Source organism: Acinetobacter sp. CIP A162 (assembly GCF_000367905.1).
Lineage (GTDB): Bacteria > Pseudomonadota > Gammaproteobacteria > Pseudomonadales > Moraxellaceae > Acinetobacter > Acinetobacter lwoffii.
The window spans coordinates 1,610,991-1,629,524 of sequence record NZ_KB849159.1 but is presented as its reverse complement, the minus strand read 5'-3'; the positions used below and the strand labels follow the sequence as shown (position 1 = coordinate 1,629,524).

Sequence of the window (18,534 nt, the reverse complement as noted above, 5' to 3'; positions counted from 1 at the left end):
AATGCTCACCTATCCCAATATTGATCCCGTAGCGATTTCGCTCGGGCCCTTACAAGTCCACTGGTATGGACTGATGTACTTACTGGCATTTTTATTTGCCTGGGGATTGGCGACGTTTCGCGCCAAACAACGTGGCTGGACACCGGATATGGTGTCTGACCTGATCTTTTTCGGTGCACTCGGTGTGATCATCGGTGGCCGTGTCGGTTATGTCTTCTTCTACGGTTTTTCCCAGTTCCTGGCCGATCCTTTATGGCTGTTCCAGATCTGGACCGGTGGTATGAGTTTCCACGGCGGTTTCCTCGGGGTTATTCTGGCCATGTTATGGTGGTGCAAGAAATATAAGATGACCTGGTTCCAGACTCTGGATTTTATCGCACCTTGCGTACCGACAGGCTTGATGTTTGGCCGAATTGGTAACTTTATTGGTGGCGAACTGTATGGCCGTCAGGTGACCGACCCAAACTTTGCCTGGGGCATGATTTTCCCGACTGATCCCCTGCAACTGGTTCGTCATCCTTCACAACTGTATCAGGCGCTATGTGAAGGCCTGATCCTGTTTATTGTCCTATGGTGGTTCAGCTCCAAGCCGCGTCCACGTATGGCAGTTTCCGCACTGTTCCTGATCGGTTATGGCCTGGCACGTTTTGTGGTTGAATTCTTCCGTGAGCCGGACAATGGCCAACTGTTTATTGGCTGGATGAGCAAAGGACAATTCCTGAGCCTACCAATGATCCTGATTGGCTTGTGGATGATGTGGTATGCCTACCAGAAGAAAATATATGACTGGGGTCCAAACAAAAATAGCTGAGAAAATCGCGTAATTGAGCGAGGCAAAGGCCTCGCTTTTTTATACTCAAAATATGCTAAAGTGCCGATTATCTCTTCTATTCTTTCATCATTATGCTTGAGTTCTGGTTTAATCCGCAGGTATCTGTTCTCAAAAAACTGTTGATCTTTATTGTGATTGCAGCGACAGCTGCAGGCTTGTACTGGATGGAACCACTGCCCTTAGATTCGATTTTAATGTTTATCGGTACCGGCATCATTTTTCTGATTTGTCGTTACTGCAAAATCCACTTTACCAGCAAAAACCCGACCGGTTTGCTGTATAGATTACTGACCTGGATTCCAATTGCCTTATTGATTGCTTTAGTTTTTATGAATATGCAACAGGGCGAAATCCTGATTCCGGGTGCACAAGGCATTGCATTTATGGCACTGGCGATTTGCCTGTTTTCACCATTGTCGCTGCTCAATCAGAACAAATCAGATGAGGGTTCACCCCGTGCTTGAGTTCTGGTATTCCGAACGCTGTACCCGTCAAATCAAACTCATCGTCATCATCGCGACCTGTATTTTGATTTATGCAGCATCGACTGTGGTCCAGTTAAGTCCGGTATTTGTTGGGGTGAGTTTAGCGATTGGGATTGTCGTGCATTTACTGCACCATTTCCGCCTGAAAATCTCAAAATCCAATCCCTATGCAAATGGCTTTAGCGCCTTGAGCCGGGTGATTCCCATCATTGCCTTAATTACCCTGTTTGGCTATTTACCAGAACAGCACCAGCAATGGGGCAAATTTGCCTTGGGTCTGCAATGTCTTGGCTTTGCCGCGATTGGATTATTTATCGTTTCAATCTATGAAAGCCGTGCGAAGCGTTTTGAGGACTGATCACTTCGCAGTGTTTTCTTAGAAGTAAGTTTCCAGACGATAGTAACTATAAGTCACGTTTTTATTGCGATAAACCGCATGATCTCGCTGTTTAAAATCCGATACCCAGGCACTACCTGAATAAGCCGCGATATGTCCATATTTATGTCCCTGAGTACGGTCAATAATATAGATATCGCCTTTTTTCGGCCGATCAAAAGAAGCATTAATTTTCTTATAACCCAGCTGCATCAGGGTACTTCCCCAATCTGCTGCTGCGACCGGATGATTCACAATTTTCGCACCAGAAGATTGCAGACCGACACGAATACTGCGCGCACATTTCTGTGTACTGGTATTTCGGGTAATGCCTTGCAGATAACTGGTAAATTTCTCGATATTGATACGATGGCCATTGCTTACGCCTGAAGCGTTACGGACAGTGGCTTTTTGGGATGACTTTTTAGGTCTTTGCTCCGATTGGGAACGCACCATGATATTCGCTTGGACAGGAGCATGTACTTCGCTCATGTTTACTTGATGATCATAGATCATGCCTTACCAACCGCTCCTCGCCTGTAATTTAGGCTTTCATATTGTTAACAAGCCGAGAATACTAGTCGTTTAAATGTTATCTTTCACATTAAAAATGTAAATAAATTTGTCTATTTTTCCGGCATTCAAATTAAGCCGTTCTTTCTCATACAGTTACAAAACCCATCATCTTTGCAAAAAAAATGTAAAGCAAAGCCAACTTCGATGCCTTGCAAAGCCTTTTTAGCCTGAAATACGCAAAATGAGTCCTTATTTTTTTCTACTTAAACCTTATGGATTTAATTTGTAGCTCGGCCATTTTCAGACAACATTTCACTACATGATTACATCATTTTGAGCTTTGCACCCTATATTACACTGATGCGGCATTTTTAAATATTGAACCAAACGGAGAAGAAAAATAAGTCAGACTTTAAGCACCGTTTCAAATTTTAATTTAGAACAATATTTAGGGACCTGGTATGAAATTGCACGTTTGCCGATGAAGCGCCAACCTGAAGACAGCACCGATATTTCTGCGGTATAGAGCTTGAATGAAAATGGCAAGGTGGATGAAGCCATTGCTGAAGCGACCATTATCGATGCAGAACATGCCAAGCTTGAAGTCAGCTTTTTACCTGAAGGCCTGCGTTGGATTCCGTTCACCAAGGGTGATTACTGGGTATTAAAAATCGATCCAGATTATCAGACCGCGCTTGTAGGCGAACCGAATAAAGAATATTTATGGCTACTGCATCGCGGTACCAGTCTGGATGAAACCATTCAACGCGAATATTTAAGTTATGCAGCACCCTTAGGTTATGATCTGTCTGATCTGATTCATACCGTCCATACTGGCCATAAAACCGCTTAAACCTTTTCTACAACAAGCACCCGCACTGGGTATTTTTTTTGATTGGGTGCTTGCCGATCTTTTTTGCAGAAGATGCAATATCAGAAATATTAGAAAAAAATGTTATGATGCATTCAATTCAATTTACCCAGCTCGACAGAAAGTGGATTTATCCGAGATAAACTTTTTCTGCTGAAAAAAAAGGTAATTTAAACAAATTTTTAAGAGAGACCTATGCGCCAATATCTTGACCTATTACAACATATCCTCGACAACGGCGGCGATAAAGGCGACCGTACCGGTACAGGTACACGTTCGGTATTTGGTCATCAGATGCGCTTTGATCTTTCCCAAGGTTTTCCTTTACTGACCACCAAAAAAGTTCATTTCCGTTCTATCGTGATCGAACTGTTGTGGTTCCTGAAAGGCGATACCAATGTTCAGTATTTAAAAGACAATAAAGTCTCGATTTGGGATGAATGGGCGACCGCAGAACAAACTGCGCGTTTTGGCCGTCCTGAAGGCGAATTAGGCCCAGTATATGGTCACCAATGGCGCAATTTTGGGGCCAGCAAGAATGCAGACAATAGCTATAATCAGGACGGTTTTGACCAAATCAAATGGTTGATCAATGAAATTAAAACTAATCCGAATTCGCGTCGTCTGATCGTGTCCGGCTGGAACCCGAATGAAGCGGGTCAGGTCGCCTTACCCCCTTGCCATACCCTGTTCCAGTTTTTTGTGCACAATGGCAAATTGTCTTGTCAGTTGTATCAGCGCAGTGCCGATGTATTTTTGGGTGTACCATTTAATATTGCCAGCTATGCTTTGTTGACGCATATGATCGCGCAAGTCTGTGATCTGGAGGTTGGTGACTTTGTCTGGACTGGTGGCGATACCCACTTGTACAGCAATCATTTTGAACAGGCACAATTACAGCTCAGCCGTGAGCCACTCGGCCTTTGTCAATTAAAACTAAATCCCGAGATTAAAGACCTGTTCGATTTCAAATTTGAAGATATCGAAATTGTCGGTTATGAATCTCATCCAGGAATTAAAGCCCCTGTCGCTGTTTAATTTTCTTTATTATAAAGTTCCCCCTCCTCCTAGGAGAGGGCTAGGAAGAGGTTTTTTACCACGCGTGAATCGCCACCTCCTTTCAAAATATATTCCTAGCCCTAAAGCATGAAGGCAATCAATATAGATTTTTAACCTTTCTTTCGTACCAGTAAAAAATTACACGAAGGACTTTGGGCTTGATAAGAAGGATTCAATACATGTCATTTCAAGATTTAGAAGTTGTACACGTCGTTGCCATGGATCAGCAGCGTTGTATCGGCAAGGGCAATGATCTACCTTGGCATATCTCTGCCGACCTGAAACACTTCAAGGAAATCACCCAAGGCGGTGTGGTGGTGATGGGTCGCAAGACACTAGAATCGATGGGACGTACTCTGCCTAAACGGGTGAACTGGGTGATTACCCGTGATCCAGACTGGGCATTTGCAGGCACCAAAGTCGCTTATAGCATTGAAGATGCGTTGAGTCAGGCCGTTGCAGATGTAAAGGCTTCAGAAAAACCCGAAACCATTTTCATCATTGGTGGCGGTGAAATCTTTAAACAGACCATGAATATTACAGACCGTCTAGAACTGACGCATGTCGAACTGGATGTACAGGGCGATGCCTATTATCCAGAGATTCCAGCGGAATTTAAAAAGGTCGCCGCCGAGCAACATATCGACGACAAAACCGGCATTGCTTTTGAGTTCGCAACCTACAGAAAATAAAACCTATTTCTCATGAAAAAGTGATGATGCAGGGACGCGAATATATTTCCAGGCACTGGAGTCTGTGGCTGCTGGGCAGTCTGTTTACTTTATTCGTCATTCTGTCGAGTTTGTGGCTCAGCCTGATGCTTTGGGTGCATCAACCTATTGGAAAAATCGGCAGCTTGATGCTGATTGGACTCTGGCTGACCTTTGCACTGGTCGTTCTCGGGATTTATTTCACCCGGCATCTGATCTCCCGCCAAGTGGATAGCGTTCTTTATCTTCTGGCCTTTTTATTCTGTCTGCTGGGATATTTCAGTCTGGAAGCGCGTCAGGATCGAGAGTGGAATCCTGAGGTTTCCCAGCTTCTGCATTATGAGCAGCAAGGCGATCAGGTTACCTTACACAATATCCGCAACTTTGACTGGCAGGCCGATGGTCGCTATATCGAACGCTGGGAAAGCCGCAGTTTTGATCTGAATCAGATTACTGGCGTGAACATCATTACTTCCTACTGGATGGGGCCTAAAATTGCCCATACCCTGGTCAGCTTCGATTTTGCCAATCAAAAGCCACTCACCTTCTCGATTGAAATTCGCAAGGAAAAGAATGAAGAGTTTTCAGCGATTGGTGGTTTTTTCCGAAAATATGAACTGAGTCTGGTCGCATCGGATGAAAAGGATATTGTCTATACCCGTAGCAATGTCCGTGGTGAACAGGTCTATTTTTTCCCAGTCAAAATGCCGCAAGCTCAGGCTAAAGCGCTATTCAAGGAATATCTGCGTCAGGCCGATGAACTGGCCCAAAAGCCAAAATGGTACAATACCCTGACCAGTAATTGCACCACACTAGTCTTTGATATGGTTCAGGCGATATCGCAACAACAGCTACCCTCAGATTACCGGTTGCTTGCCTCCGGCTATTTACCGAATTATCTCTATGATCTTAAAGTACTGGAACAGTCTTGGGATATGCACACCTGGTATCAACGGGCACATGTCAATCCACGGGTAGAACGCACCGCTAATCTCTCCAGTCAGGACTATTCACGCCTGATCCGGCAGGGCCTACCAAAACCCGACATGCAATAACTGTGTAGCAAATCCACTTCAATAAAGATACAAAATCAACTGGAACCTTGATCATTTTTTTGTTTATATACAAACAGCTAGTCAATGATCAGAGTATCTCTCATGCTAAAAAAATTAACTGCAATCGCGATTCTAGGCTCGGTTTTAACGGTCATGGGCTGCGAAACTGTACCCAATACAGCCACGACACAAACCGCGAATCATTTACAACTTTTGCAAAATCGTATCTGGATTGCAACCCAGATTGGCAATACTGAAATCAAGACGGTGCCAACCGCACGCAATGTTCCGAGTCTGCAATTTGATGCCAGTACCCAGCGCGTTTCAGGTTCAGATAGCTGTAACCGGATTATGGGCAGCTACACAGCAGCAAAAGACACGCTGACCCTGAGCCAGATGGCCACTACCCGTATGGCCTGTATGAACAACGATCAGCTTGATCAGAAATTTAATGAAGCTTTAGCCAAAGTGACTCATTATCAAGTGTTTGGTAAAACCTTAAAATTACTGGATCGCCATGGAAATCTCTTGATCCAGCTGGAAAGTGCTGTTCAGCCGCGTTAATACTTCCCTACAAAAAGCCTGTATGGACAGGCTTTTTTATCTTTCATACTGATGAGCTGGAATTTAACCATCAGCCCGATTGAGTTATTTAATTGAATGAGGAATCAACCATGCAACAGGCACTTTTCGGTGGGGGATGCTTTTGGTGTACTGAAGCCGTATTTTTACAGATTCAGGGAGTTCAGCAAGTCGTCAGCGGTTACGCAGGTGGGCACACAACTCAGCCAAACTATGATGATGTCTGTGGTGGCAATACCGGCCATGCCGAAGTCATTCTGATCGATTTCGATGAAAACCAGATTAACTATAACCAATTGCTCGATGTCTTTTTTGCGACCCATGATCCAACCACATTAAACCGTCAAGGCAATGATGTCGGCACCCAGTATCGTTCTGTGATTTATTATCTGAATGATGAACAGCAGCAACAGGCGCAGCAGGCGATGGATGCCCTGAAAGCCGATGGCATCAATGTGGTAACTGAACTGAGCCCTGCCCCGACTTTCTATCCGGCGGAAGACTATCATCAAAACTTCTTTGCCAAGAACCCGACCCAGGGCTATTGCAATTTTGCCATTCCGCCAAAATTGAATAAATTACGCAGCAAATTTACGACCTTGCTAAAAACTCATTAAGATTCATGAAAAATGGGCATAAAAAAAGCGACTGCAATCAGTCGCTTTTTTTATTACCTGAATCTTAGTTATCGGTTGCAAAAGCAATATCGCTGAGTCCGGCTCCACTCGCACGCGACATGACTTGCGCCACTGAGTCATAACGTGATTCTTTATCCGCTTTCAGCACAATGGTCGGCTGACGTTCAGCTTGGCCCGCTTCATTAAAACGGGTTTCAAGTTGTTCTAGCGTCAGTACATCACCATTCCAAGCAATGTCACCTTCGGCATTGATGCTGATCGTGACATTTTCAGGCGGCAGATCGATAATCTCCGCAGTGGTTTGTGGCAAGGTTAATGGAATTGATGGGTTCGCAACGGTCGCTGTCACCAGAAAGATGATCATCAATACCAACATAATGTCGATGAGGGGAATGAGGTTCATCTCATTCATGCCTACATCGTTGTCTTCACCCAGTTGAAAAGCCATTAAACTTGACCTCCCACGAAACTCTGTTGTGTTACTTTTTCATCAGACTTTTTTGCAGCAGATTCCTGTTGCAGCATGGTATCAATCAACAGACCATGTGCCTGATCTTGTAATTCATGAGCCAAGCCACGATTAGCACGGACACAGATGTTATAAGCCAGTACCGCAGGAATCGCGACTGCCAGACCTAAGCCAGTCATAATCAACGCTTCACCGACTGGGGTTGCCACTTGTGCCAGACCTGCCTGACCACTTTTACCAACAGCAACCAGCGCATGGAAGATGCCCCATACTGTACCGAACAAACCGACAAATGGAGAGATCGATGCGATGGTACCCAGAACTGATACACCTTTTTCGGCATTGGCTTTTTCTGCTGAAATCTGGCGTAACAGCGCCTGTTCTGCCACTGCTTTACGCTGTTCAAAGCCCAAAGGAGCCAGCTTGGTTTTCAGTTTTTCCAATGCTTGAGATAACTGAGCATAGGCAATCTGTTTCAGTTGGCGAGTGCCCATCAAACGCAGCACAAAAATGGTCCATGTCGCAATCGACATTGCCAATAACACGAAATACAGCGTTTTACTGACTGCATCAGCGTGTTGCCAATAAACTGAAAAGTTCATATTCGAACTCCTAATGGGTGAGCCGTTATTTAACCTGAAAATCGAAAGGCTGTTCCACACGGGTTGGATAAGCCACACCATTTTCAACATATTTAGTGAGTTGTGCACGACGTACCGCGGCTTCTACTTTGCGCGTTACTGCCGGGCTACAACTTGAATTTCGTGCAGTTGCAGAAACCACTTTACCCTGCTCATTCGCTGAAACATCTACTACCAGTGAACAGGCTGATTTTAATTCACCTGCAGAGAGCGAGACTTTGGGTGAACGCTGCCAGGACACGCCCCCACCAATCGATACACTTTTCGGGGATGGCGGCGCAGCAGGTGCTGGCGGTGTCACAGGCGCAGGTGGCGCGACCGGAGCAGGTGCCGGTTTAATTTTAGTTTCAGTGACCACTGTCGGTACAACCGGACTTGGGGTTGGTTTTGCTTCAACTGGTGGTGCTTTAACCACTTTTGGCGCTTCAGCCTTTTTCACCTGCTCGATTTTTTCTACTTTTTTCGGTGGTGGTGGCAGCGGTTTATCGACAATTTTGACTTCTTTAGGCTTAGGCGGCTCTTTTTGTGGCTCGGCCTTCGGCTTTGACGGTAAAGGTTTTGGCGCTTCCTGGAGTTTTACAAAGCGCACTTTTAAGGGTTGCTTATCAATGGGTGTCAGCTCAGGTGCTTTCATCTGGCTGATCGCATATAACACACCCACATGCCCAATCAGTACAGCCGCCACGATAGAGATGACTTTCTTTTTCATCTGATTCGGCGGTGTAGGCATTTGGGGCGCAGCAACTTGACTCATTAAATCTATTACCTTGAGGAGATGATGTGGAACAAACTATCAAGCTCATCGGTTAGCACAATTAAAGTATGCCAATAATAAATGAGAAGTGTTTTCATTTGCAACCGCTAATCCTACCTTTAACTGACTTTTTTGCATCAAAACAAAAAAGGCACACTAAAAGTATGCCTTTTTAAAACTCAATGCAAGTCTTATTGGAACACGACAGTCTTGTTGCCATCGACAATAATACGGTCTTCCAAATGCCATTTTACCGCACGGGCCAATACATTACGTTCCACATCCTGACCGAGTTCACGTAACTGCTCAACGGTAAAGTCATGGTTCACGCGCTCCACATCCTGCTCGATGATCGGACCTTGATCCAGATCAGCAGTCACATAGTGTGCAGTTGCACCAATCAGCTTCACACCTTTTTCATAGGCCTGTTTGTACGGATTGGCACCTACGAAAGCTGGCAGGAAAGAATGGTGAATGTTGATCACTTTCATTTCCCACTTGCTGACAAATTCTTCATCCAGAATCTGCATATAACGCGCCAGCACCAACAGGTCATTGCCTTGCATCAACTGGTCGATTTCTGCATAAGCTTCAGGTTTGTTGTCTTTGGTCACCGGCACAACTTCGAATGGAATGCCAAAATTTTCAACTGCTTCGCGTAAAGTCTCGTGATTCGATACTACTTTGGTAATTTCACAAGGCAGACCACCACGCGCATGACGCCATAACAGCTCAAGCAAGGCATGATCGACTTTAGACACCAGAATACCGACTTTTTTCACATCACTGACCAGAGCCAGACGCCATTGCATGCCATAGCGTTCTGCCACATTCGCTGCAAAAGTCTGGATAATACTTTCTTTACGACTTTGAAGATTATCTAATTCAAATTCAACGCGCATGAAGTAACGTCCGCCCTGCGCTGCTGTCGCATATTGGTCAAGCGCAGTAATGTTGGCACCTTGATGATACAAGAAGCTCGAAACAGCCTGCACGATGCCCGGCTTGTCTTCACAAGTAATCAATAAACGTGCGGTGTTAGCAGTCGTCATATTCATGTTGGTTTAAGTCACTAATCAGTTAAATTAAAAATAAGCCGAGTATTCTAGCGCGTTTCTTGGATATTCTGAATAGTTTGTTCAGATTCAGAATCTTTAGATGACGACAGGCTGGCAAAAAGTTCCGAAGAGCCCAAACTACTCAATAAACCTTCATAGGTTTGACGACTTTCACCACGTAAATACGCCCCTTCCAGGAATACCATTTGACGGAGTGCCTGCCAGACCCATTTTTCTTCCAGCGTATTGGAATCGGTTAAATGACCTGACATATACAGGAAGTTGGTCCAGTTGGTCAGTACAATCCACAGGTTAATGATCAGGGCTTCAATTTCTGAATCGGTCATGTCCATCAGGCCTGCATTAACAAAGCCTTTATAAATTTTCTGGCCCTGCTGCATCACCTGTCCGGCAAAGCGTGGATACATCTTGCGAAAATCTTCGTTATTTTCTACCAGATGATAGACATCACGATGCAGGAAACGGTAAGCCCATAACTGGCTGCTCAGCACCTGAAAATAATGCACCTTATCATTGGCATCCAGTGCACGGTCATCCGGCAGCGCCAGCATTTCCAGGGTCTGATGCTGGTACTGTTCCATCAATTCTTTAATAATTTCATTTTTATTGCGGAAATGATAATACAGGTTACCCGGGCTCATGCCGAGTTCAGCCGCAATGTGATTGGTGGTTACCGATCGTTCGCCACGCTCGTTAAACAGCTGCAAACTGAGCTGCAAGATACGCTCTTTAGTTTTTAAGGTTTTGGTTTGGGACATCCTAAAATAACCATTCAGTTCATGCATTAGCAGGCTAACACACAAAGTCACTTGACTAATTAGAGTATTTGCTCTAAAAATTAATTAATCGATTTTTGAATAATGGTAGTGCGGCATGAACAGTCACACAAAAACAACATCAATGACACCACATTTTTTTGATAGCCAATATCTGAATGAAGTCTTAGCGCAACAAAAACACGCTTACTTACACTACCCTCTGCCGACTGCAAAGGAACGTATCGATCGTTTAGCTCGACTTAAGCGTATCTTAGTTAAGTATCAAGATCAATTTGCTGATGCAATTAATCAGGACTATGGTAACCGTTCCATTGGGGAAACCAAGATTGGTGAACTGCTCACCTGTCTGGAACATATCAAATATTACAGCAAAAACCTGACCCGATGGATGAAACCTTCCAAGCGTCATGTCGGCATTATTCATCAGCCGGCAAAAGCCTGGGTACAATATCAGCCTTTGGGCGTAGTCGGAATTATCGCACCGTGGAACTATCCGCTGTTGTTGTCGATTGGCCCTTTGATTTGCGCACTAGCGGCCGGCAACCATGCCATGATCAAAATTTCCAGTGCATCCGCTGCTTTTGGTGAAGTTCTGGAAAAAGCCCTGGCTGAAGCCTTCCCTAAAGAATTGGTCGCTGTGGTGAATGGTGGTGGTGTGATTTCAGATGCTTTCTGTCGTTTGCCTTTCGATAAACTGATTTTCACTGGCTCAACTGCAGTCGGTAAAACCGTCATGGCAGCCGCTGCCGAAAATCTGGTTCCGGTGATTCTGGAACTGGGCGGTAAATCGCCGGTACTGGTGCATCCATCGATTGATCTGCGCGATGTCGCGCAGCGGATTGCGGTGGGTAAACTCTGGAATGCCGGTCAGACCTGTGTAGCTCCGGACTATATGTTCTTGCCTCGCGGGAAAACTGCCGAGTTCATTGATCACTTTAAAGCCTGTGTCGAAAGTATGTATCCGGATATCACCCATAATCAGGATTACACCTCGATTATTAATGTCAAACAATATAACCGTCTGCAAGGCTATCTGGATGATGCGCGTGAACAGGGTGCGCAAGTCATTGAAATTAATCCGCGTAGTGAAAACTCGGCTGATCTGCGCAAGATTGCACCGACCATCGTGACCAATGTCACCCCGATGATGCAGATCATGCAGCATGAAATCTTTGGCCCACTGTTACCGATCATGGAATATGATCAAATTGACGATGTCATCGACTTTATTAATAGCCGTCCGCGTCCACTTGCTTTATACTACTTCGACTTTGATCAGGCGCGTGCCGATTATGTCGCACAGCGTACCCATTCAGGGCATTTCGGGCAAAATACGGTACTGACCCATGTTGCGCAGGATGATCTACCATTTGGGGGTGTCGGTGCATCAGGTATGGGTAAATACCATGGCCCAGAAGGCTTCTTCAGTTTGTCGCATGAACGCTCAGTAATGTCGAATCCAAAGCTGTACAGCTTGAAATACATTCTGCCACCGTTCAATAAACCGATTCACAAGCTGATTTCGAAGACACTTCTCCGCTAAATGATCAAGGCATGAGCTATCGATATAGTTCGTGCCGCGTTTTGACGAAAATCGCTTGTCTTTTAAGCGCATTTTTGATATAAAACGCCCCTTGAATGATTTCAATCCGTTTATTTTTGACTGGCCATACAGATTTGCTGTTGGCTAAATCAATGGAGTTACACCATGTCTAAGGTTTGCCAAGTTACCGGCAAGCGTCCAGTCGTTGGTAACAACGTCTCACACGCCAACAACAAAACTAAGCGCCGGTTCGAGCCGAACCTGCACCACCACCGTTTCTGGTTAGAAAGCGAAAAACGTTTTGTACGTCTTCGTTTAACCACTAAAGGTATGCGTATTATCGACAAATTGGGCATTGAAAAGGTTGTTGCTGACCTACGTGCTCAAGGTCAAAAGATCTAAGGAGTCTGAACCATGCGTGATAAAATTCGCTTAGTTTCTTCAGCTGGTACAGGTTATTTCTATACCACGACTAAGAACAAACGTACTATGCCGGAAAAAATGGAAATCAAAAAATTTGATCCAAAAATCCGTCAACACGTAATCTTCAAAGAAGCTAAAATCAAATAATTTTAGTTTCTTTAAAAAAACGACCTTTGCGGGTCGTTTTTTTTTGCACTTTTTTTATCCGACTTGATAAACTTTCTGCATGTTTTGGCACTTTTTGTGCTTATTTCCCAGCAAACCTAGCTAAAGGAGTATTTAGTGCCACATGACGTAGAGCTCATTATATTACTGGCTGTTGGTTTTGGCTTAGCTTTGGTCTTTGGCTATCTCGCTGCACGGTTACGTCTTCCCCCTTTGATCGGTTACTTAATTGCCGGCATTCTGATTAGTCCCCATACACCCGGTGTGGTCGGTGATATTCATCTGGCCAACCAACTGGCAGAACTTGGCGTCATGTTCCTGATGTTTGGCGTCGGAATGCATTTTTCCCTGAACGATCTGATGCAGGTACGCCGGATTGCCCTGCCTGGTGCGATTTTACAGATTGCAGTTGCCACCTTGCTCGGGGTTGGAGTTTCGATGCTGTGGGGCTGGAGCTTTGGCTCAGCACTGGTCTTCGGCCTAAGCCTGTCTTGTGCCAGTACCGTGGTTCTACTCAAAGCCCTTGGTGATCGTGGCTTACTGGATTCAATCAATGGCCGAATTGCTGTTGGCTGGTTGCTGGTCGAAGATCTGGTCATGGTCTTGGCGCTGGTACTGTTACCTGCCACTGCGGTGCTTTTAGGTGGGCAAGCGCTGGAAGGTGCAAGCGATGAGAATATCTGGCTCACCTTAGGCATTACCCTGCTCAAAGTCGCAGGCTTTATTGCCTTCATGCTGATTATTGGTAAACGCTTGATTCCAATGATCATACGGGTGGTGGCGCGTCTCGGTTCACGTGAGCTGTTTACTTTAACAGTGGTGGCTGCTGCGGTTTCAATCGCCTTCGGTGCCTATAAAGTCTTTGGCGTGTCGATGGCACTAGGTGCTTTCTTTGCCGGAATGGTCGTTAAGGAATCTGATTTCAGTCATCGTGCTGAAGAAGAAACCTTGCCACTGCGTGAAATTTTCTCGATTTTATTCTTTGTCTCCGTCGGCATGCTGTTTGATCCGCGCATTTTGCTGGAACAGCCTTTACATGTACTGGCAGTGGTCGGGATTATCATGATTGGTAAGACTATTGCCGCGATGGCACTGGTGCTGTTCTTCCGCTATCCGATTAATACCGCCTTGACCGTCGGTGCTTCTCTGGCACAGATTGGTGAGTTCTCCTTTATTTTGGCTGCGCTCGGTGTTTCGCTCAATCTGCTTTCGCTGGAAGGTCAAAACCTGATTCTGGCAGGTGCCTTGATTTCGATTACGCTTAACTCCTTTATCTTTTCCGCGATTGAACCGGTACAGAAATGGATTCGGGAACGCTCGACTCTGGCCCGCTTACTGGAACGCAGTGGTGACCCTCTGGCGATGTTACCCGATGAAGTCTCACAGGATTACTTGCGCGATCAGGTGGTCATTATTGGCCATGGTGAGGTCGGTCGTCGCATTACCCGCTCATTGATGCAAGAAAATATCAAGGTGGTGATTGCCGAAGAAAACCGTGACATCGTCGAAAATCTGCGTGAAAAAGGCATTGCTGCGGTGTCTGGTGTTGCCACTGAAGCCGGAGTGCTGATTCAGGCACATATTCAGCATGCACGCTTACTGGTCATCTCCCCTATGGATATCATCGATATTCATAAAATTGTCGACATTGCCAAGACCTTGAATCCACAAATTCAGGTATTGGTCTGTGCAGAAAGCAAGGAAGAAGCTGAAGCCATTCGTCGGGATAATGTCGGTGCGGTTTATTATGCCAAAGAAGAAATGGCGAAAAATATGAGCAATCATATTTTGAACCAGATTGAGATCGCGCATCAGCATACGCCTTCTCATTAAAGTTTTTCTTTAAATAAACACTGAATAAAAAAGTTGCCGGATCTGGCAACTTTTTTTTTATGGACATCAATATATTTCTGAGCCAAAGATTTTATTAACACACTGGCTTCAGACTGCTCACGACTTAAATTTTAAAATACTGATTTTTCATCTTCATTTTAAATGAACGTTTTTGTGATACTTAAAATCTGCCTAATTTAATAACCTATAACACTCAAAAAGCACACCGATAGTGTGCTTTCTAAATAAATTTCAACGATTAACTCATATACTTTGGTTCTTCATCCACAACTTCAGCCTGCCATTCATTGACCTGCTGTTCCAGCAAACCATAGAGTGCTGCCTGAATCATCTGTTGCGCAATCACGGGCGTCTGCTCTCCAAGTAGAGCTTTCACCTCATCATTAAATTGAATCATGACCAAAGGCTGTTTATGTGAGCCTGCATTGCGTAAAGCCAACGCGCCACCTTCAAGTTGAACGAGTTCTAAAATCGCGTCTTGATTACCAAATAAATCTTTCAACTGTTCTATAGACATATATCCTCCATGTTCAACATGGTGGCAAAGCGCCGGGTGCACTTTGCATCATTAGAGTAATTGATATAGGGTTAAAAATTGCAATTTCAAGTACAGCCGATCCGATTAAAATTCAATCATCTCATTACGAAAACCATCAATTAATTGGGTCAGGTCACGATGCCACTCTCTCAATATAGCAGTATCAGGTAACCACGCTTGTGGTGTCTGTGTGACTTTAATGATGAGATTTGAAGAAGTTTCGTCTTCAGGCTGTGGTGCACTCGGTTCCGGCGCATACTGGCATAAACGATAGGCGCGCTTCAGTTCAGCAATGAAACCGCTCTTGGATAAATGTTGCAGCACCGCCACTTCTGGCGAAATTTGGCCTTTGGCCGCCATCAGTTCTTCGATCGATTTTAAGGTCGGATGAGGATCATTCAGGCGATAGTAACGTACCAGTTCCTGTAAAAATGCTAACAAAGCACCATGCAAATGAAACACAGTTGCTTCACGTTGCGCCTGAGCCTGTTGTACATGTTCAGTTTGCTCTGCTTGCTGGCAGGAAAGGCGGGCAAAATACAGTTTTTGATTGGTACGGTCCGCATGATAGCGAGCAACACGGGTCATCGAGATTTCCTAAGGTTTAAAACAAATTTTGGCTTTTATAAAGTAAAAGGTTCGTCTGCATTTCGCAATCAAAAGATGTTTAGGCTGAATCCATCCAGCACTGAAATTCAGAGCATTGAGCTCACTAATTAAAGCGATAATAAATTTCAGCCATAAAAAAGGAGCCTATCCAGTGCTCCTTTTTTGAGTTTAAGCCTGAGGCTTATCTTCTGCGGCTTTCACGCGGATCCCATGTCCGTGCAGGCGCAAAGTATTCAGGCCTTTAATGGCTTTGACTGCTTCACGGCCATGTGGCATTTCTACAAAAGCAAAACCTTTTGATTTGCCTGTTGATGCATCAAGCACCAAAGTACAGGTCTCCACTGTGCCATATTCCTGGAACAGTTTCAGCAATTCGGCTTCTGTGACCGTACGTTCTAAATTACGAACTAAAATTTTCATCTTACAACCTTAAGAAGATAGGCAAAAAATATCAAAAAGCACGCGCCTACTCTACTTTTTGCATGAAACAACTTTGCTATAGTTTAATCGAGATCAATCCCAAAATCTAAATTAATCGACTTGCGTTCAATCAGGGCACTTTTTACAGTTTGCTGCCGGGTCTTGTAATGGGTTTCCGTGGTGCATAAATGCCGGGTGAGATCATTCAGGAAATAGCTTTCGACTTTACGTCCCTGCTCATCGACCGTTTCCCGCGCCCAATGATTCAGGTTCTGTTTGGTCAGAATCAATTCATTTTTCGCCCGGGTCAGCGCCACATACAGCACACGACGCTCTTCTTCGACATCATCAAAGTCGCCTTGAGCACGCGCATGCGGATAATTGCCCGGCGTGACATTGGCCACATAACAGACATTTTGTTCGGTGCCTTTTGCCGAGTGAATGGTGATTAAGGTCACCACATCGTGATCCGATTGGCGTTCAATTTCCGAGATTGACACTGGATCCAGTACATATTCCTCTAAAAATTCACTCAGCTGTGAATGCTTGGACGCCAGCTGTTTGACCAGTTCAAAATCACTTTGGCGACGTGGCCAATCCTTTTTATAGTTTTCTGCCAATTGAGATTCAATCACCTGAATCGCCAGACCGACACAGGTTTGCACTTCGCCTTTGAGCACACTCATCTGCTGCATGATCAGAATAGTCTCTAGCGGTATCTTGCCAAACTGTTCTAATTTCTTTGCAATCTGATCCATTTCCGGTTCAGCCAATAATTGCTGCGATAGCTTGCTAGCACCAACATCACCCACACCATTCCACAGGGTTAAGAAACGCATCCAGGCAATATCATCTAGTGGATTGGCCACCACCCGCAGCATGCTGAGCAAATCTTTGACATGCGCCGTTTCCAGCAGCTTCATGCCACCAATAAAGCGATAGGGTACATTGGCTGCAATACAGGCCGCTTCAATATGCCGCGCGGCAAAACTGGAGCGTACCAAGACCATATGCTCGCCCCACTTACTACCTTGCAGATAATGACGCTCTTTAATATCAATCGCGATCCATTTGGCTTCATCAAATTCATTCGGGAAAATATGCATGCGCGGCTTAACACCTTCTCCGCGATACGCTTCCAGACGTTTGTCATATTTGATTTCAGACTGATCCAGCAGCCAGTTAGACAGATCGAGAATTTCCTGGGTCGAGCGGTAGTTTTTTTCTAATTTGAAAATCTGCGCATCTGGCACACGTTCTTTGAAATGGTGAATATTTTCAAAGTCTGCACCACGAAAGCCATAAATCGACTGCGCATCATCACCGACACAGAACAGGCTGATCCGGTCTTTAAGTGGCTCCAGCAAAGCCCATTGCAATGGATTAGTATCCTGCATTTCATCGACCAACATATGCCGACAGATCCAAGCGACATAGTCGACCAGACCTTCGGACTGTGCCAGCGCCGTAGCCACTACCGCCAGAATATCGTCATAGTCCAGAAAGCTGCGTGCCTGCTTACGTGCTTCATATTCTTTCATGATTTCAGCAATCTGGTCTTTGAGAGCCAGATATTCAGGCATCTGTTTTTCCAGTGTTAGACTGAGCTTTTGCCGGGTATTCCGTGCAAAAGAATACAGATCACATAATTCCTGAGGCTTAGGCAGATGATTGGGATTTTTCTTGTCATCACGACCGCGAATCAGGCGGAACATCATCAGCTGATCATCACGATCAATAATCGAAAACTGTTCCAGACCAAAAGCTTTCGGAATACGGCGCAGCAGATACATACAGAAGGTATGAAAGGTCGAGGCCCGCAGTCCCTTGGCTTCTTCACCAAGTGCCAGTTCGACACGCGCCACAATTTCACTGGCAGCCCGGCGGGTAAAGGTCAGAATCTGAATCTGGTTGGCAGGCACACCCTGCTCAATCAAGTAAGCTGCGCGTGCCACGATGGTTTTGGTTTTGCCACAACCTGCCCCGGCCAGCACCAAACTGTGTTTTGCTTCTGTGGTCGCTGCTTGCTTTTGTTGGGGATTTAATTCATCAATCAGGGTGGCTAAACTCATTTTCACTCATCATTTTGTGGATGTATGTAGTTTAACAGATCGCTTCCAGAATTATGGCTTTTCA

Annotated in this window: 22 protein-coding genes and 1 pseudogene; 13 read left to right on the top strand and 10 right to left on the bottom strand. The window is 45.0% G+C overall.

Annotation, left to right across the window (positions count from 1 at the left end):
• Position 1: 1 nt before the first annotated feature.
• From lgt to F995_RS14060, 3 genes are all read left to right on the top strand, one after another.
• Positions 2 to 811 (top strand): prolipoprotein diacylglyceryl transferase, encoded by an 810-nt coding sequence (lgt, locus tag F995_RS14070; RefSeq protein WP_004278424.1) that lies wholly within the window; start codon positions 2 to 4, stop codon positions 809 to 811.
• Positions 812 to 903: 92 nt separating this feature from the next.
• Complete coding sequence (locus tag F995_RS14065; RefSeq protein WP_004278425.1) at positions 904 to 1,296, top strand: hypothetical protein; 393 nt, start codon at positions 904 to 906, stop codon at positions 1,294 to 1,296.
• Positions 1,289 to 1,675, top strand: coding sequence for a hypothetical protein (locus F995_RS14060; RefSeq protein WP_004278426.1), 387 nt, complete (start codon positions 1,289 to 1,291; stop codon positions 1,673 to 1,675). Before F995_RS14065 ends, F995_RS14060 begins: the two co-directional genes overlap by 8 nt.
• An 18-nt stretch (positions 1,676 to 1,693) precedes the next feature.
• Here the strand turns inward: F995_RS14060 and F995_RS14055 are convergent, their stop codons facing one another.
• Positions 1,694 to 2,209, bottom strand: a complete 516-nt coding sequence (locus F995_RS14055; protein ID WP_004278427.1) for a hypothetical protein — start codon at positions 2,207 to 2,209, stop codon at positions 1,694 to 1,696.
• Positions 2,210 to 2,609: 400 nt separating this feature from the next.
• On the opposite strand from F995_RS14055, the pseudogene F995_RS14050 reads away from it, so the two are divergent.
• From F995_RS14050 to msrA, 6 genes and pseudogenes are all read left to right on the top strand, one after another.
• Positions 2,610 to 3,062: pseudogene (locus tag F995_RS14050) on the top strand (lipocalin family protein).
• A 213-nt stretch (positions 3,063 to 3,275) separates the two neighbouring features.
• Entirely contained in the window at positions 3,276 to 4,118 is an 843-nt protein-coding gene (thyA, locus tag F995_RS14045; protein WP_004278429.1) for a thymidylate synthase, read from the top strand.
• Between the two features lie 200 nt (positions 4,119 to 4,318).
• The gene (locus F995_RS14040; RefSeq protein WP_004647417.1) at positions 4,319 to 4,831 is read left to right on the top strand and encodes a dihydrofolate reductase; all 513 of its coding nucleotides are present in this window, start codon (positions 4,319 to 4,321) and stop codon (positions 4,829 to 4,831) included.
• Positions 4,832 to 4,854: 23 nt separating this feature from the next.
• Positions 4,855 to 5,904: an Lnb N-terminal periplasmic domain-containing protein gene (locus F995_RS14035; protein WP_004647416.1), complete on the top strand. Its 1,050-nt coding sequence runs from the start codon at positions 4,855 to 4,857 to the stop codon at positions 5,902 to 5,904.
• A 102-nt stretch (positions 5,905 to 6,006) separates the two neighbouring features.
• Entirely contained in the window at positions 6,007 to 6,468 is a 462-nt protein-coding gene (locus F995_RS14030; RefSeq protein WP_004647415.1) for an META domain-containing protein, read from the top strand.
• A 110-nt stretch (positions 6,469 to 6,578) separates the two neighbouring features.
• Positions 6,579 to 7,103 carry a peptide-methionine (S)-S-oxide reductase MsrA gene (msrA, locus tag F995_RS14025; RefSeq protein WP_004647414.1) on the top strand — a complete coding sequence of 175 codons (525 nt, stop codon included), beginning with the start codon at positions 6,579 to 6,581 and terminating at the stop codon, positions 7,101 to 7,103.
• Positions 7,104 to 7,167: 64 nt separating this feature from the next.
• Here the strand turns inward: msrA and F995_RS14020 are convergent, their stop codons facing one another.
• The 5 genes from F995_RS14020 to F995_RS14000 form a co-directional block, all read right to left on the bottom strand.
• Positions 7,168 to 7,572, bottom strand: coding sequence for an ExbD/TolR family protein (locus F995_RS14020; RefSeq protein ID WP_004278434.1), 405 nt, complete (start codon positions 7,570 to 7,572; stop codon positions 7,168 to 7,170).
• Positions 7,572 to 8,195 carry a MotA/TolQ/ExbB proton channel family protein gene (locus F995_RS14015; RefSeq protein WP_004647413.1) on the bottom strand — a complete coding sequence of 208 codons (624 nt, stop codon included), beginning with the start codon at positions 8,193 to 8,195 and terminating at the stop codon, positions 7,572 to 7,574. The genes F995_RS14020 and F995_RS14015 overlap by 1 nt, the downstream gene beginning before the upstream one ends.
• Before the next feature lie 25 nt (positions 8,196 to 8,220).
• Positions 8,221 to 8,988 (bottom strand): energy transducer TonB, encoded by a 768-nt coding sequence (locus tag F995_RS14010; RefSeq protein WP_004647411.1) that lies wholly within the window; start codon positions 8,986 to 8,988, stop codon positions 8,221 to 8,223.
• Positions 8,989 to 9,179: 191 nt separating this feature from the next.
• Complete coding sequence (gene purU, locus F995_RS14005; protein WP_004647410.1) at positions 9,180 to 10,046, bottom strand: formyltetrahydrofolate deformylase; 867 nt, start codon at positions 10,044 to 10,046, stop codon at positions 9,180 to 9,182.
• Positions 10,047 to 10,093: 47 nt separating this feature from the next.
• Positions 10,094 to 10,825: a TetR/AcrR family transcriptional regulator gene (locus F995_RS14000; protein WP_034437998.1), complete on the bottom strand. Its 732-nt coding sequence runs from the start codon at positions 10,823 to 10,825 to the stop codon at positions 10,094 to 10,096.
• 115 nt (positions 10,826 to 10,940) lie between these two features.
• Here F995_RS14000 and F995_RS13995 point away from each other — a divergent pair, with 115 nt between their 5' ends.
• The 4 genes from F995_RS13995 to F995_RS13980 all read left to right on the top strand — a co-directional run bounded on the left by F995_RS13995 (position 10,941) and on the right by F995_RS13980 (position 14,810).
• Positions 10,941 to 12,389 (top strand): coniferyl aldehyde dehydrogenase, encoded by a 1,449-nt coding sequence (locus F995_RS13995; RefSeq protein WP_004647408.1) that lies wholly within the window; start codon positions 10,941 to 10,943, stop codon positions 12,387 to 12,389.
• A gap of 165 nt (positions 12,390 to 12,554) precedes the next feature.
• On the top strand, positions 12,555 to 12,791 hold the full coding sequence (rpmB, locus tag F995_RS13990) for a 50S ribosomal protein L28 (RefSeq protein WP_000048256.1): 237 nt from the start codon (positions 12,555 to 12,557) through the stop codon (positions 12,789 to 12,791).
• A 12-nt stretch (positions 12,792 to 12,803) separates the two neighbouring features.
• A complete protein-coding gene (gene rpmG, locus F995_RS13985) occupies positions 12,804 to 12,959 on the top strand; it encodes a 50S ribosomal protein L33 (protein WP_001205031.1) in 156 nt (51 codons plus the stop codon).
• Between the two features lie 135 nt (positions 12,960 to 13,094).
• Positions 13,095 to 14,810 carry a cation:proton antiporter gene (locus F995_RS13980; RefSeq protein ID WP_004647407.1) on the top strand — a complete coding sequence of 572 codons (1,716 nt, stop codon included), beginning with the start codon at positions 13,095 to 13,097 and terminating at the stop codon, positions 14,808 to 14,810.
• Positions 14,811 to 15,069: 259 nt separating this feature from the next.
• Here F995_RS13980 and F995_RS13975 read toward each other — a convergent pair whose 3' ends face one another.
• The 4 genes from F995_RS13975 to F995_RS13960 all read right to left on the bottom strand — a co-directional run bounded on the left by F995_RS13975 (position 15,070) and on the right by F995_RS13960 (position 18,470).
• Complete coding sequence (locus F995_RS13975; RefSeq protein WP_004278462.1) at positions 15,070 to 15,348, bottom strand: hypothetical protein; 279 nt, start codon at positions 15,346 to 15,348, stop codon at positions 15,070 to 15,072.
• A 105-nt stretch (positions 15,349 to 15,453) separates the two neighbouring features.
• A complete protein-coding gene (locus tag F995_RS13970) occupies positions 15,454 to 15,957 on the bottom strand; it encodes a DUF6586 family protein (RefSeq protein ID WP_004647406.1) in 504 nt (167 codons plus the stop codon).
• Positions 15,958 to 16,146: 189 nt separating this feature from the next.
• Complete coding sequence (locus F995_RS13965) at positions 16,147 to 16,398, bottom strand: RNA recognition motif domain-containing protein (protein ID WP_004647405.1); 252 nt, start codon at positions 16,396 to 16,398, stop codon at positions 16,147 to 16,149.
• Positions 16,399 to 16,481: 83 nt separating this feature from the next.
• Entirely contained in the window at positions 16,482 to 18,470 is a 1,989-nt protein-coding gene (locus tag F995_RS13960; protein ID WP_004647403.1) for an ATP-dependent helicase, read from the bottom strand.
• Between the last annotated feature and the right edge of the window lie 64 nt (positions 18,471 to 18,534).